This is a genomic window from Mobilicoccus sp. (genome assembly GCF_032060985.1).
Taxonomy (GTDB): Bacteria; Actinomycetota; Actinomycetes; order Actinomycetales; family Dermatophilaceae; genus Mobilicoccus.
On the sequence record NZ_DAMBGD010000001.1, the window covers coordinates 359,509 to 376,002 of the forward strand.

Consider the following 16,494-nt stretch of genomic DNA (forward strand, 5'->3'; position numbering starts at 1 on the left):
CGGCCGGCGGTCGTAGGATGCGGCCACGATGAGTGACAACCCCGCCTCCCCCTCAGCCGCCCCCGCTCCCGGCCAGAACTTCGCCCACCTGCATTGCCACACCGAGTACTCCATGCTCGACGGGGCGGCGCGGATCGACGACCTGTTCTCCGAGGCCGCCCGCATGGGCATGCCCGCGGTCGCCACCACCGACCACGGGTCGATCTTCGGGGCGTACGAGTTCTGGAAGAAGGGGCGCAAGTACGGGGTCAAGCCGATCATCGGCATCGAGGGTTACCTCACCCCGGGCACGCACCGCACCGACAAGACGCGGGTCAAGTACGGCGACGGCGGCCGTGACGACGTCTCCGGCTCGGGGGCCTACACCCACATGACGCTGTGGGCCGAGAACACCGCGGGGATGCACAATCTGTTCCGCCTGTGCTCGCTCGCCTCGCTCGAGGGGTACTACTTCAAGCCGCGCATGGACCGCGAGCTGCTCGAGACGTACGGAACGGGGCTCATCGGCACGACGGGGTGCCCGTCGGGGGAGATCCAGACGCGGCTGCGGCTCGGGCAGTACGACGAGGCGATCAAGGCGGCGAGCGATTTCCGCGACATCTTCGGTCCGGAGAACTTCTACTGCGAACTCATGGACCACGGGCTCGACATCGAGCGTCGGGTGCAGAAGGACCTGCTCCGGCTCGCCCGACAGCTTCGGCTTCCCCTCGTCGCCACGAACGACCTCCACTACACCCGCAAGGAGGACGCGCAGGCACACGCGGCGTTGCTGTGCGTCCAGTCGGGCTCGACGCTCATGGACCCCAACCGGTTCAAGTTCGACGCCGACGACTTCTACCTCAAGAGCCCCCAGGAGATGCGCCACCTGTGGCGCGAGTTCCCCGAGGCGTGCGACAACACCCTCCTCATCGCCGAGCGGTGCGAGGTCGAGTTCGTCGAGGGCGAGGGCCGGTTCATGCCGCGGTTCCCCTGCCCGCCGGGGGAGGACGAGACGAGCTGGTTCCTCAAGGAGGTCGAGACCGGTCTCCAGCAGCGGTTCCCCGACGGCGTGCCGGACTACGCCCGCAAGCAGGCGGCGTACGAGGCCGACGTCATCATCGGCAAGGGCTACCCCGGGTACTTCCTCGTCGTCGCCGACTTCATCAACTGGGCCAAGTCCCAGGGCATCCGGGTCGGGCCCGGGCGTGGCTCCGGCGCCGGCTCGATGTGCGCGTACGCCATGAAGATCACCGATCTCGATCCCATCCCGCACGGACTCATCTTCGAGCGGTTCCTCAACCCCGAGCGCAAGTCCATGCCGGACTTCGACGTCGACTTCGACGAGCGTCGGCGCGGTGAGGTCATCAGGTACGTGACCGAGAAGTACGGCGAGGAGCGCGTCGCGCAGATCGTCACGTACGGCACGATCAAGGCCAAGCAGGCACTCAAGGACGCGAGCCGGGTCATGGGCTTCCCCTTCGCGATGGGCGAGAAGCTCACCAAGGCGATGCCGCCGGACGTCATGGGCAAGGGCATCCCCCTGTCCGGCGTCTTCGACCCCGAGCACAAGCGGTACGCCGAGGCGGTCGACTTCCGCGCCATGCACGACGAGGACCCGCAGGCGCAGGAGATCGTGAGGACCGCGCTCGGCCTCGAGGGCCTCAAGCGGCAGTGGGGTGTGCACGCCGCCGGCGTCATCATGAGCAGCGAGCCGCTCATCGACGTCATCCCGATCATGCGTCGCGAGCAGGACGGGCAGATCATCACGCAGTTCGACTACCCGACGTGCGAGACGCTCGGGCTGGTCAAGATGGACTTCCTCGGCCTGCGCAACCTCACGATCCTCGACGACGCCATCGACAACGTGCGGCTCAACCGGGGCGAGGAGATCGACCTCGACGCGCTGTCCAAGGACCTCACCGACCACAAGACCTACGAACTCCTCCAGCGCGGCGACACGCTCGGGGTCTTCCAGCTCGACGGTGGCGGCATGCGGACCCTGCTGCGGCTCATGCGACCCGACAACTTCGAGGACATCTCCGCGGCGCTCGCGCTCTACCGCCCCGGTCCGATGGGCGTCGATGCGCACACCAACTTCGCCCTGCGCAAGAACGGGCGACAGGAGATCGTCCCGCTCGACCCGCGCCTCGAGGGCAAACTCGAACAGAAGATGATCGACGCGCTCGAGCCGATCCTCGGCACGACCTACGGCCTGGTGATCTACCAGGAGCAGGTCATGGAGATCGCGCAGAAACTCGCCGGCTACACCCTCGGCAACGCCGACCTGCTCCGCCGGGCGATGGGCAAGAAGAAGCGCGAGGTGCTCGAGGCGGAGTTCGTCAACTTCGAGAAGGGCATGCTCGACACTGGTTTCTCCGCGGCGAGCGTCAAGGCGCTGTGGGATGTCCTCGTCCCGTTCTCGGACTACGCGTTCAACAAGGCGCACACCGCGGCCTACGGTCTCGTCTCCTACTGGACGGGTTATCTCAAGGCGAACTACCCGGCCGAGTACATGGCGGCGTTGCTCACGAGCGTCGGCGACGACAAGGACAAGTCGGCGCTGTATCTCAACGAGTGCCGCCACATGCGCATCCAGGTCCTCCCTCCCGACGTGAACTCCTCGATCGGCCGGTTCGCCGCCGTCGGGGAGGACATCCGCTTCGGCATGGCCGCGATCCGCAACGTCGGCCAGAACGTCGTCGACGCCATCGTCGCCGCCCGGGAGGAGAAGGGGGAGTTCACGAGCTTCTCCGACTTCCTCTCCAAGGTGCCCGCGGTCGTGTGCAACAAGCGCACGATCGAGTCGCTCGTCAAGGCGGGGGCGTTCGACTCCCTCGGGCACACCCGCGCCGGCCTCGTCCGGGTCCACGAGAGCTACGTCGACGCCCTCGTCGACATCAAGCGCAAGGAGGCCATCGGGCAGGACTCCCTGTTCGGGGCCTTCGGCTTCGGTGACGAGGAGGACGACGCCGCGTCCGGCACGGGCGGTCTGGACGGGCTGCCCCCGATCCCCTCGCAGGAGTGGGACAAGCACACCCTGCTCACCTACGAGCGGGAGATGCTCGGCCTCTACGTCTCCGACCACCCGTTGTTCGGCATCGAGCACATCCTCGCCCAGCACAGCGACACCTCGGTGGCCTCGGTCTCGGCCTCGGTCGAGGAGGGTGGCCGCGCCGACGGTGCCACGGTGACGATCGCCGGGCTCATCACCGGCCTGCAGCTCAAGCGCACGAAGAAGGGCGACCTCTGGGCGATCGTCACCGTCGAGGACCTCGAGGGTGCCGTCGAATGTCTGTTCTTCCCGAGCACGTACATGACGGTGAGCACGATGCTCGCCACCGACACCGTGTGCGCGGTGCGGGGTCGCATCAACCGCCGTGACGACCAGGTGTCGATCTACGCCCAGGAGCTCATGCTCCCCGACATCTCCGAGGGCCCCCGCGGCCCGGTCGTCCTGTCGATGCCGGCCGCGCGCGCGACGAACGGGCTGGCCCGCGAGCTCAAGAGCGTGCTCCACGAGCACCCAGGAGCCACCGAGGTGCACCTGCGGCTCACCCAACCGGGACGCAGCGTCGTGATGAAGCTCGACGACACCCTCCGGGTGACGGCCTCACCCGCCCTGTTCGGTGACCTCAAGGCCCTTCTCGGCGCGTCCTGTCTCGCCTGAGAAGGGCTCAGGCGCCGTGGCGGCTCAGGCGCAGACGGTTCAGGCGCCGACGACCATGGCGGCGGCGCCGACGGCCCGACCGGCGCGCCCGGCCCGACCGGCACCCTGCCGTCCGCGCGTGATCGGTCGACCCTCGAGGGCGCGGCGTTCCGCCGAGCGGCGCCGGTACTCGGTCGCGGTCCGGGTGAGGCTCGGCATGTGGACCTCACGGATGTAGTGGGCCCAGTCGAGGCCGCGCACGTCGACCGCCGGGGGCGCACCCAGGGTCGCGGCGTCCGCGAGCAGCTGCCGGGTGGCGGTGTCGTCGTAGCGCGTGCGGCTGCACGTGTACGGCTGGTAGATGCCCGCGTAGGAGCGCACGAGGCGCAGCCCGCGGCGGGCGGCCTCGACGCGGCTGCGAGCGTGCGGGAACGAGCCGGGAACGATCTCCAGCGTGCGGGCCAGCCCGCCCAACACCGCGGCGCGTCGCCCCGCCCAGGCGTCGAGGGCGTCGGGGGAGAGGAAGCGCCAGGGCCGGACGCGGATCGGGGCGCCTGCGCGGTCGACCCACGGTGAGGTGGCCAGGTACCCCTCGACGTGGGCGCGCAGGGTGTCGAGGGTCATGGGGTTGCTCACGCTCGTGCCCACCTGCAGGTACCGCGGGGCGGCGTCGGGCAGCGGCACGAGTGTCGCCGCCATGATCGCGTCGACGACGAGGTCGACGGGCACGACGTCCAGGACCGCGTCGGGGTGTCCCGGGAACGCCACGAGCCGGCCCTTGGCGAAGGCGGCGATGAGCGGGTCGGCGACCTTGAACCCGTCGATCCACCCGGGGAACGGACGCGCGACCGCACTCTCGATGATCGTCGGACGCAGGACGGTGAGGCGGTTCCCGCAGGCCCCCCACAGCTCCTCGGCGACGCGCTCGCCGAGCGACTTCGTCATCGTGTAGACGTCGGTCCACCCGAGCTCCCGGGCGCGCTCGCGGCCGAGGCCCCGCATCGTCGCGTCGGCCTCCCGGACCGCGGCCGCACGTCGCTCTCCGGTGAGCTCGGTGACCCCCGAGCCCGCGACCAGCTCGGCCCGACGCGCACGGGCCGCGTCGACCTCGACGCGCCAGTCGACGTCGTGCTCGACGGAGGCCTCGAGGGCGAGGTCGGTGCGGTCGGTCTGCACGTAGGAGGTCGAGACGTGGATCACGTGCGGCCGGCCGCCCGCGCGCTCCAGTGCCTCGTAGAGGCTCCTCGGGCCGAGGACGTTGGCGCGGATCGCGACGTCCCACGGGTCGTCGAAGGACACGCTCGACGCGCTGTGCACGACGACGTCGAGGTCGGTGGGCAGCGGCGGCAGATCCTCGGACAGGTCGGCCTCCACCACGTGGACGTGGCTGCGGGCGCGGGCGACGCCGGCGGGCCCGACCTCCTCGCGCCACGGGTCGAACGCCGCGCGCGTGAGGACCTCGTCGAGACGGTCCTCCGCGCTCTCGCCCCCGCGACCTCGGACGACGACGTGAATCTCCGCCTCTTCGCGCAGGAACCGCTCGAGAACGGCCTGACCGACGAACCCGGTGACCCCCGTGAGGAGAACGCGGCGACGGCGGGGCGGAAGGGTGCGGAAGGTGTGAGACACGAAGGTCGGCTCCTGTCGGATCGCGGCGACCGCCGCCCGCACCGGAGCGGTGCGACGCGGCGGGGGTGACGAGGGGGTGGCCACCGGGGTGCCTGTCGGCCGACCGACCTGCTTCCTGAGCCGTTCCTGAGTCCTGGCCTAGAGTTCCCGCATGGATCACACGTTCCCACGACCGCGGCAGGTGACGGCTCGTCCCACATCGCGAACACACCATGGCGACACCGTCACCGACCCGTACGCCTGGTTGCGCGACACGGACGACCCGGAGGTCGTCGCCCTGCTGCACGCGGAGAACGCCTACGCCGAGGCCGTCACCGCCCACCTGGAGCCGCTGGCCGGGGCGATGTTCGAGGAGATCAAGGCCCGCACGAAGGAGACGGACCTCTCCGTCCCCGTGCGGTACCGGGGCTGGTGGTACTACTCGCGCACCCAGGAGGGGCGCCAGTACGGACGCCTGTGCCGAGTGCCCGCGCGCGACCCCGCGCGGCCGGTGGTCGACCCCGACGTCGTCCCCGAGGACGAGCAGGTGCTCGTCGACGGGGACGTCGAAGCGGGGGGTGGACAGTTCTTCGCGCTCGGCGCGGCGGAGGTCGACGAGGGCGGGGATCGGGTCGCGTTCTCGGTGGACCGGAGCGGTGACGAACGGTTCGACGTGACCGTCCGCGAGATCGCGACGGGCGCGACGGTCGACGACGTCGTGCGCGGCGTGGGCTGCGGGCTCGTGTGGAGCCGCTGCGGCAGGTACGTCTTCTTCACCCGTCTCGACGACGCCTGGCGTCCGCACGAGGTGTGGCGGCACGAGGTCGGTCGCCCCGCCTCCGAGGACGTGCGCATCTTCCACGAGGAGGACGAGACCCATTGGATGGGCATCGACGCCTCCCGGGACGAGCGGTGGCTCGTGCTCGTCACGTCCTCGCGCAGCAGCTCCGAGGTGCACCTCCTCGACCTCGCGGACCCGACCGGCGATCTCGTCTGTGTCCGCGCCCGTACCCCCGACCTGGAGTACGACGTCGAACCCGCCGGCGACGTGTTGCTCGTCGTCCACAACGGTGAGCGCGTCGACTTCTCCATCTCAGTCGTCCCGGTTGCGGATGTTCTTGCCGCACAACCTGACTCGGCTGCCACGTGGCAGGAGTGGTGGACCCCCGGGGAGGGTGAACGCGTCCTGGGCGTCGAGGCCTTCGAGGGCTTCGCCGCGGTGTCGCTGCGCACCGGCGGCCTCCCCGTCGTCCGCGTCCTGCCGTGGGCGGAGGGTGGTCGCACGGCGCCGCCGGCCGGCGTCGTCGAGGTGCCTGCCTTCTCCGCGCTGGGGAACATCGCGACGGGGGAGAACCCCGAGTGGAGTTCCCCCACGCTACAGATCCTCCAGGAGTCCTTCCTCGTGCCCCGACGCGTCGTCGATTTCGACCCGGCGACGGGAGCGGTCGAGGTGCTCAAGACCCGCGAGGTGCGCGGAGGGTACGACCCGGGTGACTACGTCGAGGAGCGGGTGTGGGTGGACGCGACCGACGGGACGCCGATCCCGATGTCGGTGGTCCGCCGGGCCGACGTGCCGTTCGACGGCACGGCGCCGGGCATCCTGCGGGGCTACGGCGCTTACGAGATCAGCAGCGATCCGCTCTTCTCGATCCCGACGCTCTCGCTCCTCGACCGAGGCGTCGTCCTCGCCGTCGCCCACGTCCGTGGCGGGGGCGAGATGGGCCGATCCTGGTGGCTGAGTGGGCGATTCGCCGACAAGGTCAACTCGTTCACCGATCTCGTCGACTGTGCGCGGCACCTCGGTGTGGCCCGGTTCGTCGACCCTGCCCGCCTGGGCCTGGAGGGCGGGTCGGCCGGCGGTCTGCTCGTGGGTGCGGCGATCAACCTCGCGCCCGAGCTGTTCCGGGCGGTCCACGCCGCGGTGCCGTTCGTCGACGCGCTCACGACGATCCTCGACCCGAGCCTGCCCCTCACCGTCGGTGAGTGGGAGGAGTGGGGCAATCCGCTCGCGGACCCCGAGATCTACGCGGTGATGAAGGCCTACTCCCCGTACGAGAACATCCGGGCCGCCGCCTACCCGGCGATCCTCGCGACGAGCAGCCTCAACGACACCCGCGTGGAGGTCGGCGAACCGCTCAAGTGGGTGACGCGCCTGCGCGAGACGGTGACCTCCGACCAGCGAGAGCGCCCGATCGTCATGCGCACCGAGATGGTCGCCGGTCACGGGGGCCGCTCCGGACGCTACGACGCCTGGCGGCAGTGGGCGGAGGAGGAGGCCTTCGTCCTCGACGGGATCGGCGCCGGGGAGCCGCTCCGGCCAGTCCCGGACGCCGTGCGCCGCACCGCGTGACGAGGGGCCCGGTGACGAGGTTCCGGGTGCGTTCGTCCCGCCACGTCACGACGCGCGCCCTGCGTCGAGACCGCGCCGGGGTCACCTCGCCGCGGCGTGCACGATCGGGCGCCGCCAGGCCTCCACGCGGCGAGAAAAGTGATATCGTATTAGTATCAGCTTGACGCCGCACTCGGGGAGGTCCCTCATGTCGTCCACGCACTCGGAACCGCGTTCACACACCGCACCGTCGGGCGCCCCGTCGCCCACGCCCTCGGGTTCCGCCGAGGGGGAGGCCGTGGGCCCCGACCGTCAGGCTCCGGCCACGACGCCCGTCGGCCACGAGGGGGCGCGGGTCGACGTCGACGAGTCACCGGCCTGGGGTGTCAACGGGTTCCTCGCGCTCCTCGTCGGCATCCTGTGCGCGGTCGGTGCGATCGTCCTCGCCGCGATGGAGATCCTCGGGCGCGGCGGAGCGGGGCCGCGGGTCCTCGTCGTCGTCCTCGTCGTCGCGCTGCTCGTGCTCGCCGCACTCGTCTTCAGCTCGGTGACGATCGTGCAGCCCGGTCAGACCAAGGTGCTGCAGTTCTTCGGCCGCTACGTGGGCACCACCCGCCGCACCGGGCTCTCGATGGTGACGCCGTTGACGAGCAAGCGTGCGGTGTCGGTGCGCGTCAACAACTTCGAGACCAGCGCACTCAAGGTCAACGACGCCGACGGAAACCCCGTCGAGATCGCCGCGATCGTCGTCTGGCAGGTCGCCGACACCGCACGCGCCTGCTTCTCGGTGGAGGACTACAAGAACTTCGTGCGGGTCCAGTCCGAAGCGGCACTGCGTCACGTCGCGACGACCCACCCCTACGACGACCCGGCGGGGGAGGGCACCTCGCTGCGAGGGTCGACGGACGTGGTCTCGGCCCAGCTCGCACACGAGGTCGCTCAGCGCGTCACCGTCGCGGGTGTCGAGATCGTCGAGGTGCGCATCAGCCACCTCGCGTACGCGCCCGAGATCGCCCAGGCCATGCTCCAACGGCAACAGGCGGGGGCGATCGTCGCGGCTCGCGCCCGGATCGTCGAGGGTGCGGTCGGCATGGTCGAGATGGCCCTGGCCAAGCTGGAGGAGGAGTCCATCGTCGCCCTCGACGACGAGCGTCGCGCGACGATGGTCAGCAACCTGCTCGTGGTGCTCTGCGGTGAGTCCAAGGCGTCGCCGGTCATCAACACGGGCAGCCTGTACGCCTGACATGGAGGCCCAGGATCCGGTCGGGCGGGAGCGCCCCGCCCGACCGGAGCGGAAGCAGGTGCTCCTGCGGCTCGATCCCGCCGTCCACGAGGCGGTGGCCCACTGGGCCTCCGACGAGCTGCGGAGCGTCAACGCGCAGATCGAGATCCTCCTGCGTCGGGCCTTGGCCGACGCAGGACGAGAGCCCCGCGATGCGGCGCCCCTGCCGCGGCGGGGACGGCCGCGCAGGGACGAGTCGCGGTAGCCGGGGCCGTCCCCGCCTCAGGCCGCGGTGGTGGGCCGGACGAGGACGCCCCGGGTGACGAGCTCGAGGGTGATCGGCACGGCGACGGACTGGGTGAGCAGGATGCCCGCGAGGACGACGAGCTGGAGGGCCGAGGCCTCGAGCGGCGTCGCGCCACCGAGGAGCGTGCCGACGAATGCGCCCGGCAGGGTGACGAGGCCGACGGTCCGGGTCTGGTCGAGCGCGGGCACGAGGGCGAGTCGGGCGGAGTCGCGCGTGACGAGCAGGGCGGCGTCGCGGGGGAGGAGTCCGATCGACAGGCCCGCCTCGTACTCGCCGCGGCGCTCGCGGAGGGCGTCGAGAGAGCGGCGGCCCGCGAGGGTCGTGGCCGTCATCGCGTTGCCGACGAGGATGCCCGCCGTCGGGATGACGGAGATCGGGTGCAGCGGCAGCAGGCCCACGAGCAGCAGCACCGCGGTGACGGGGAGGGCGGCGGCCGCCACGGGCAGCAGTGGCCAGGCGCGGAGTGTCCCCCTGACGCCCATGCGTCCGCCCGAGGTGAACCCCGCGACACCGATCATGACCGCGACGAATGCCCCCGTGAGCCACCACGACTGCAGGACCATCGCGATGACGAGCCCGACCACGCCGAGCTGGAGGGTGGCGCGCGCGGTCGCGAGGATCTCGGCCTTGCCGTCGCCCAGCCCCATGACGTACCGCAGGACCGCCGCGAGCACCGCGAACGTGAGGACGACCGCGACGAGCCGGATCACCCCGGCCGTGTCGCTCACGTCGATGAGCGCGGTGTCCCCGGGGGTCACCGCCGTGACGAACCGCGTCACGGGGTCGTGGAGGAACGGCGAGGACAGGGAGGGGGCAGGGGCGATCACCGCATGAGTATCCCCCGGAGCGTGGGCGGCCGACCTCGGCAGGGCCGCCCGCGACGACGTCGGCACCGCGCCTGCCCCGAGGAGTCGCGGGGCGGTGCCGAGTCCGGCACGGCGGCAGCAGATCCCGGGCAGGGCGGGACGGCGGGCGCGGGCGACGGAGGCGGCCACCGGCGATCGTGGCCGGTCGGCGGAGTGCGGCCCGCCAGGGCAGTCGGACGCCCCACTTAGACTGAGGCCGTGATCTCCCGTCTGGACCTGCGTGGTTCCTCTCCCGCCACCCTCGGCCCCCGCGGCCTGCGCGACGTCCTCCCGCGCGCCGAGTACGACGTGGCCGACGCCCTCGAGGCGGTTCGTCCCATCTGCGACGCGGTCCGTGACCGCGGCGCGGCGGCCCTCCGCGAGTACGGCGAGCGATTCGACGGGGTGGTCCCCCCACACCTGCGGGTGCCGGCCGAGGTGCTGCAGGCGGCGCTCGACGCCCTCGACCCCGATGTCAGGTCCGCGCTGGAGGAGTCGATCCTGCGCGCCCGGCGCGTCCACGCCGAGCAGATGCCGCAGGAGCACACGACCAGGGTCGTCGACGGCGGCACCGTGGGTCACCGGTGGATCCCCGTCACCCGGGTCGGCCTCTACGTCCCGGGCGGTCTCGCGGTGTACCCGAGCAGCGTCGTCATGAACGTCGTGCCCGCCCAGGAGGCCGGGGTCGAGTCCCTCGCCGTCGCGAGCCCACCCCAGCGCGACAACACGGGCGTCTTCGCCGGGTATCCCCACCCCACCGTGCTCGGCGCGTGCGCGCTGCTCGGTGTCGACGAGGTCTACGCCGTCGGCGGTGCCCAGGCCGTCGCGATGTTCGCCTACGGCGTCCGCGACGACGCGGGCGACGCGGACGACACGGGCGACGGCGGGGCGGCGGAGGCGTCCGACGACGGGGCCGGTGCCCGCCCGGACCTGTGCGCCCCGGTCGACCTCGTCACCGGCCCCGGCAACGTCTACGTCGCCTCGGCCAAGCGGTTGCTGCGCGGGGTCGTCGGGATCGACGCCGAGGCCGGTCCCACCGAGATCGCGATCCTCGCCGACGACACGGCCGATCCCGCCCACCTCGCCGCCGACCTCGTGAGCCAGGCCGAGCACGACCCGCTGGCCGCCTCGGTGCTGGTCACGGACTCCGCAGGGCTCGCCGAGCGGGTGGAGGCCGCGCTGGAGCGTCAGGTCCGCGCCACCAAGCACCACGAACGTGTCGTCGCCGCGCTCTCCGGGCGTCAGTCGGCCATCGTCCTCGTCGACGACCTCGAGGCCGGTCGTGCCGTCGTCGACGCCTACGGTGCGGAGCACCTGGAGATCCAGACGGCGAACGCCCCCGAGCTCGCCCGGCGCATCCGCAACGCGGGGGCCATCTTCGTCGGCCCGTACTCCCCGGTGAGCCTCGGCGACTACGCCGCCGGGTCCAACCACGTCCTGCCCACGAGCGGCACGGCCGCCTTCAGCAGCGGCCTGTCGGTGTACGCGTTCCTGCGCGGCGTGCAGGTCATCGAGTACTCGCAGGAGGCGCTCGCGGAGATCGGCCCGCGCATCGTCGCGCTCTCCCACGCCGAGGACCTTCCCGGTCACGGCGACGCGATCCTCGCCCGCACGCAGCCGGGGGCAGGCGCATGAGCGAGGCGACGAGCGCGCAGGTCGCCCCCGCCGAGGAGATCCAGCGGCTCCTGAGGGAGGACCTCCGCGGCGGAACGGCCTACGGCGCACCCCAACTCGACGTCCCCCACGCCCTCAACACCAACGAGAACTCGTACCCGGTGCCGCCCGAGGTCGTCGAGGCGGTCACCGCCGCCGTCGCCGACGGGGCCGCCGCCCTCAACCGATACCCCGACCGGGAGTTCTCGACGCTGCGCGTCGCGCTCGCCGACTACCTCACGGCCTCGAGCGGTGTCGAGATCGACGCCGATCAGGTGTGGGCCGGCAACGGCAGCAACGAGGTGCTCCTCCACCTCGTGCAGGCGTTCGGCGGGCCGGGGCGCACCGGGCTCGGGTTCACGCCGTCGTATTCGATGCACCCGATCATCACCCGCACGAGCGGCACGACCTGGATCGACGGCATGCGGGGCCGACCAGCGCTCTCCGAGGGCGACGCCGGTGCCCGGTTCGACCTGCCCGTCGAGGCCACCGCGGCCCAGGCACGTGAGCACGCCCCGTCCCTCGTGTTCCTCTGCTCGCCCAACAACCCGACGGGCACGGCGCTCGACCTCGACGTCGTCCGCGCGGTCTACGACGCGGCGCCCGAGGCGATCGTCGTCGTCGACGAGGCCTACGCGGAGTTCGCCCGCCCGGGCACCCCGAGCGCGCTCACGCTGCTCGCCGGTCGACCGCGGCTCGTCGTCACCCGCACGATGAGCAAGGCGTTCGCGCTCGCGGGGGGTCGCCTCGGTTACCTCGCCGCCGATCCGGCGCTCGTCGACGCGTTGCGGCTCGTGCGCATGCCCTACCACCTGTCGAGCACGACCCAGGCCGTCGCCACCACGGTGCTCTCCTTCGCCGACGTCATGCTCGGCACCGTCGAGGCCATCAAGACTCAGCGCGACCGCATCGTCGCCGAACTCCCCTCCCTCGGTTACGAACCCGTGCCGAGCGACGCCAACTTCGTCCTCTTCGGCGGCATCGAGGACGCGCCCGCGCTCTGGCGGGAGCTGCTCGAGGAGGGTGTGCTCATCAGGGATGTCGGTGTTCCCGGGTACCTTCGGGTCACGGCGGGTACCCCGGACGAGGTCGACGCGTTCCTCACCGCACTCGCCCGGCACCCGGGGACCGCGACGACCGAACACCCGCCGACGGCGACGAGCACGCACGAGTCGACCGCGACGAGCAAGGAGGACCAGGCGTGACGCACGAGGCCACCCACCGCACGGCGAGCATCCGGCGGGCGACGTCGGAGAGCAGCGTCAAACTCACCATCGACCTCGACGGCACGGGGCGCAGCGAGGTCGACACCGGGGTGCGGTTCTACGACCACATGCTCGCCAGTCTCGCCAAGCACTCCCTCGTCGACCTCACGGTCACGGCGCGGGGCGACATCGACGTCGACGCCCACCACACCGTCGAGGACGTCGCGATCTGCCTGGGCGACGCCATCGCCCACGCCCTCGGCGACAAGCGCGGGATCTCGCGCTTCGGTGAGGCCACCGTGCCGCTCGACGAAGCCCTCGCGCAGGTCGTCGTCGACGTCGCCGGGCGTCCCTACTGCGTGCACACGGGCGAACCCGAGGGACAGCAGTACGTCGTCATCGGGGGGCAGTACGTCGGCAGCCTCACCCGCCACGTCATGGAGACCCTCGCGCACCACGCCGGGCTCGCGATCCACGTGCGGGTCCTCGGCGGGCGCGATCCGCACCACATCGTCGAGGCCCAGTTCAAGGCACTCGCGAGGGCGCTGCGGTTCGCGGTGGCGCGTGACCCGCGGGTGGAGGGGATCCCCAGTGCCAAGGGCGCGCTCTAGGCTCGCGCGGCGGCACCCGGCCGCGGGCGTCACGGGGGAGGGCATGGTCCTCACGGCGGCGCGGCCGGAGTCCGTCGCCCACTGGGCCCGCCGCGGACTGGGACCCCTGCTGGTCGCCCGCCTCGGTGCCTGGACCCTCGTCACGCCGGCCGGACGCCCCAAGGCCCGATACCCCTACGACGACGCGGTCCGCACCCTCGCGGGCCGGCCCGCCTCCATCCGGATGCGCCCGGCGATCGGGTTCTTCCGGGTCGGGCGTCAAGCCGTCGTCACCGTGCACCCACCGCGTCGCTGGGCCGCCACCCGGTGGCTCATCTGGACGCCTCGCGACGGCATCGTCCACCCCCGCGGGCTGCCCGCGGCCACCCCGGCCGACGTCGCGAGGGCCGCGGGTCGGGACGAACCCGAGGTCGCGGCGGCCGTCGAGGAGATCGTCGGCGATGTCGGTGCCACCGCCCAGGAGATCCTCGCGGCCGTGCTCGGCGTGCTCGACCTGCCCGGCGTCGACGTCCTCACCGGCGCCGTCGATGTCGGCGACCTGCCCCATGCGCGACTCGTCGTCCCGCCCGACCGCTACGCACGGGCCTTCGACAAGGTCGTGCGGGAGTCCCGCGTCGAGGACGCGGACCCCGACGCCCCGGCCACCGAGGAGGAGACGGCATGACCTCGCCCACCACCGACGACGCGCCGAGGAGCGAGAACGGGGACCTCGTCCCGCCGGTCGAGGGGAGTCCGCACGTCGCGGTCCTCGACTACGGCAGCGGCAACGTGCGTTCGGCCGTGCGCATGCTGGAGCGGCTCGGTGCCGACGTCGAGCTCACCTCGGTGCGAGACCGGGCCATCGCCGCCGACGGCCTCATCGTCCCCGGCGTCGGCAACTTCCACGCCTGCATGGACGGGCTGAACGCGGTCGAGGGCCCCCGGATCGTCGACACGCGTCTGGCCGGTGGGCGTCCCGTCCTCGGCATCTGCGTCGGCATGCAGGTGATGTTCGAGACCTCGACCGAACCCTCCGTCTCCCGCCGGGAGGGCCTCGCCCAGTGGCCGGGGGTCGTCGAGCGGTTGTCCGCCGACGTCGTGCCCCACATGGGGTGGAACACGGTCGACGTCCCCGACGGCACGGTGCTCTTCGAGGGCGTCGAACGCGAGCACTTCTACTTCGTGCACTCCTACGCCGCCCGCGACTGGACCCTGCGACCCACGGGGCCGTTCGAAGTCGTCACCCCGCTCGTCACGTGGTCCGCCCACGGCGACCGCTTCGTCGCGGCCGTCGAGAACGGGCCGCTCTCGGCGACCCAGTTCCACCCCGAGAAGTCCGGTGAGGCCGGCGCCCGGCTCCTGCGCAACTGGTTGCTCACGCTCTGACCGCTCACGACCGGTGCGACCCGGGCCGGACCCGCCGACACACCGACACCCCGACCACGCCCCGTCCCCATCACGTCCCAGCGAGGTTTCCATGACCACCGAGAACACCGCCGCCCCCCTGCTCGAACTGCTCCCCGCCGTCGACGTCTCCGACGGACGGGCGGTGCAACTCGTCCAGGGCGTCGCCGGCAGCGGCGGCGAGTTCGGCGACCCACTCGAGGCGGCCCTCGCGTGGCAGGAGGCCGGAGCGCGCTGGCTCCACCTCGTCGACCTCGACGCCGCGTTCGGGCGGGGCAGCAACGCCGAACTCCTCGGCCGCATCGTCGGGTCCGTCGACATGGACGTCGAGATGTCCGGCGGTATCCGCGACGCCGAGAGCCTCGACCGTGCCCTCTCGACCGGTTGCCGCCGCGTCAACATCGGCACCGCCGCCCTCGAGCACCCCGAGTGGACCGCCTCGATCATCGCCGAGCACGGCGACCGTGTCGCGATCGGCCTCGACGTGCGCGGCACGACCCTCGCCGCCCGCGGCTGGACCAAGGAGGGCGGTGACCTGTGGGAGACCCTCGCGCGGCTCGACGCGGAGGGGTGCAGCCGCTACGTCGTCACGGACGTCGCCAAGGACGGCATGTTGGCCGGCCCCAACCTCGCGCTGCTGGAGCAGGTCTGCGAGCGCACCGACCGGCCGGTCATCGCCTCCGGCGGCGTCTCCACCCTCGAGGACCTCGCTCGCCTGCGCGACCTCGTCCCGAACGGTGTCGAGGGGGCGATCATCGGCTCGGCCCTCTACAAGGGTGCGTTCACCCTCCCCGAGGCCCTCGACGTGGCGGGGCGGCCGTGAGCGAGGGCCTCGGGCGCGGCTCCGAGAACCATCCGCACGATCACGCGGCGCCACGACGGCCGAGCGTCGACAGCGGGGGCATCCCGTTCACGGGTCGGCATCTCGACGCGGCGGCCTTCGCGGGCGACGACGGTCGATCGGACCCCGAGCTCGTGTCCGCCCTCACCGATCTCACCCGCGTCGGGTCGCCCGAGCACGTCCGCGTCGTGATGGACCGGCTGGCCCGCGCCCGGGTCCTCGTCCCGATCGTCGCGACGCCGTCGGCGGCCGCCGCGGCACAGCACGGGGTCGTGGGGGAGGACCTCGAGGATTCGGCACAGATGGCGACGGTCACCCTCACGGCGCCCGACGGTCGCACGGCGTTCCCCGTCTTCACGGGCGTGGAGGCGGTCCATGCCTGGGACCCGCAGGCGCGGCCCACGCCCAAACTCATGCCCGAGGTGGCCCGCACGGCGGTCGAGGAGGGATGCGACACCCTGCTCATCGACCTCGGCTCCTCGCATGCGGCCGTGCTCGGGTTGCCACACCTGTGGGCGCTGGCCCAGGAGCGGCCGTGGTTCCCGCCGCATGAGGACCCCGTCGTGCGGCTGGCGGTCGCCGAGGCCGCGCAGGGTGTGGACGGACTCATCCGGGCGCGCGCCGAGGACGGGACGGCGTTCCATGGTCCGGGGGTGCTCCGGCTCGTCCTCGTGCTGCGGCCCGGCCTGGACGAGGCGGCGGTCGAGACGATCGTCACCCTCCTCGGGCACCGTCTCGCCGCCGACCCCGAGGTGCGGATCCGCATCGACGACCTCGCGGTGGTCCTGCACACGGCCGAATCCGGCGAGCCCGTCACCGACGGCGTGGAGCCCTCCTGAGCGAGCCCCCCCGACGGGCTCGCTCA

At 72.0% G+C, this 16,494-nt stretch carries 13 protein-coding genes; 11 read left to right on the forward strand and 2 right to left on the reverse strand.

Translation table 11 applies throughout. The features are described 5' to 3' along the window. Positions 1-28: 28 nt before the first annotated feature. Positions 29-3,646, forward strand: a complete 3,618-nt coding sequence (gene dnaE, locus RT054_RS01585; protein ID WP_313021776.1) for a DNA polymerase III subunit alpha — start codon at positions 29-31, stop codon at positions 3,644-3,646. A gap of 39 nt (positions 3,647-3,685) precedes the next feature. Here the strand turns inward: dnaE and RT054_RS01590 are convergent, their stop codons facing one another. Next, positions 3,686-5,254: an SDR family oxidoreductase gene (locus RT054_RS01590; RefSeq protein WP_313021778.1), complete on the reverse strand. Its 1,569-nt coding sequence runs from the start codon at positions 5,252-5,254 to the stop codon at positions 3,686-3,688. A 151-nt stretch (positions 5,255-5,405) separates the two neighbouring features. Between RT054_RS01590 and RT054_RS01595 the strand changes: the two genes are divergently transcribed. The 3 genes from RT054_RS01595 (at position 5,406) to RT054_RS01605 (ending at position 9,049) form a co-directional block, all read left to right on the forward strand. Further along, positions 5,406-7,583, forward strand: coding sequence for a S9 family peptidase (locus RT054_RS01595; protein ID WP_313021780.1), 2,178 nt, complete (start codon positions 5,406-5,408; stop codon positions 7,581-7,583). Positions 7,584-7,860: 277 nt separating this feature from the next. After that, the gene (locus RT054_RS01600) at positions 7,861-8,805 is read left to right on the forward strand and encodes an SPFH domain-containing protein (RefSeq protein WP_313021781.1); all 945 of its coding nucleotides are present in this window, start codon (positions 7,861-7,863) and stop codon (positions 8,803-8,805) included. Between the two features lies 1 nt (position 8,806). Then, positions 8,807-9,049 (forward strand): hypothetical protein, encoded by a 243-nt coding sequence (locus RT054_RS01605; RefSeq protein WP_312722675.1) that lies wholly within the window; start codon positions 8,807-8,809, stop codon positions 9,047-9,049. A 17-nt stretch (positions 9,050-9,066) separates the two neighbouring features. Here RT054_RS01605 and RT054_RS01610 read toward each other — a convergent pair whose 3' ends face one another. Next, positions 9,067-9,918, reverse strand: a complete 852-nt coding sequence (locus RT054_RS01610; protein WP_312722676.1) for an ABC transporter permease — start codon at positions 9,916-9,918, stop codon at positions 9,067-9,069. 237 nt (positions 9,919-10,155) lie between these two features. On the opposite strand from RT054_RS01610, the gene hisD reads away from it, so the two are divergent. The 7 genes from hisD (at position 10,156) to RT054_RS01645 (ending at position 16,468) form a co-directional block, all read left to right on the forward strand. Then, a complete protein-coding gene (gene hisD, locus RT054_RS01615; RefSeq protein ID WP_313021783.1) occupies positions 10,156-11,571 on the forward strand; it encodes a histidinol dehydrogenase in 1,416 nt (471 codons plus the stop codon). Further along, positions 11,568-12,794 (forward strand): histidinol-phosphate transaminase, encoded by a 1,227-nt coding sequence (locus tag RT054_RS01620; protein ID WP_312722678.1) that lies wholly within the window; start codon positions 11,568-11,570, stop codon positions 12,792-12,794. The genes hisD and RT054_RS01620 overlap by 4 nt, the downstream gene beginning before the upstream one ends. Continuing rightward, a complete protein-coding gene (gene hisB, locus RT054_RS01625; RefSeq protein WP_313021784.1) occupies positions 12,791-13,405 on the forward strand; it encodes an imidazoleglycerol-phosphate dehydratase HisB in 615 nt (204 codons plus the stop codon). Before RT054_RS01620 ends, hisB begins: the two co-directional genes overlap by 4 nt. 43 nt (positions 13,406-13,448) lie before the next feature. Next, positions 13,449-14,069 carry a hypothetical protein gene (locus RT054_RS01630; RefSeq protein ID WP_313021786.1) on the forward strand — a complete coding sequence of 207 codons (621 nt, stop codon included), beginning with the start codon at positions 13,449-13,451 and terminating at the stop codon, positions 14,067-14,069. After that, on the forward strand, positions 14,066-14,770 hold the full coding sequence (gene hisH / locus RT054_RS01635) for an imidazole glycerol phosphate synthase subunit HisH (protein WP_313021787.1): 705 nt from the start codon (positions 14,066-14,068) through the stop codon (positions 14,768-14,770). Before RT054_RS01630 ends, hisH begins: the two co-directional genes overlap by 4 nt. Before the next feature lie 91 nt (positions 14,771-14,861). Beyond that, positions 14,862-15,611 carry a bifunctional 1-(5-phosphoribosyl)-5-((5-phosphoribosylamino)methylideneamino)imidazole-4-carboxamide isomerase/phosphoribosylanthranilate isomerase PriA gene (gene priA, locus RT054_RS01640; protein ID WP_313021788.1) on the forward strand — a complete coding sequence of 250 codons (750 nt, stop codon included), beginning with the start codon at positions 14,862-14,864 and terminating at the stop codon, positions 15,609-15,611. After that, the gene (locus RT054_RS01645; protein WP_313021789.1) at positions 15,608-16,468 is read left to right on the forward strand and encodes an SseB family protein; all 861 of its coding nucleotides are present in this window, start codon (positions 15,608-15,610) and stop codon (positions 16,466-16,468) included. The genes priA and RT054_RS01645 overlap by 4 nt, the downstream gene beginning before the upstream one ends. The last annotated feature ends 26 nt before the right edge of the window (positions 16,469-16,494 follow it).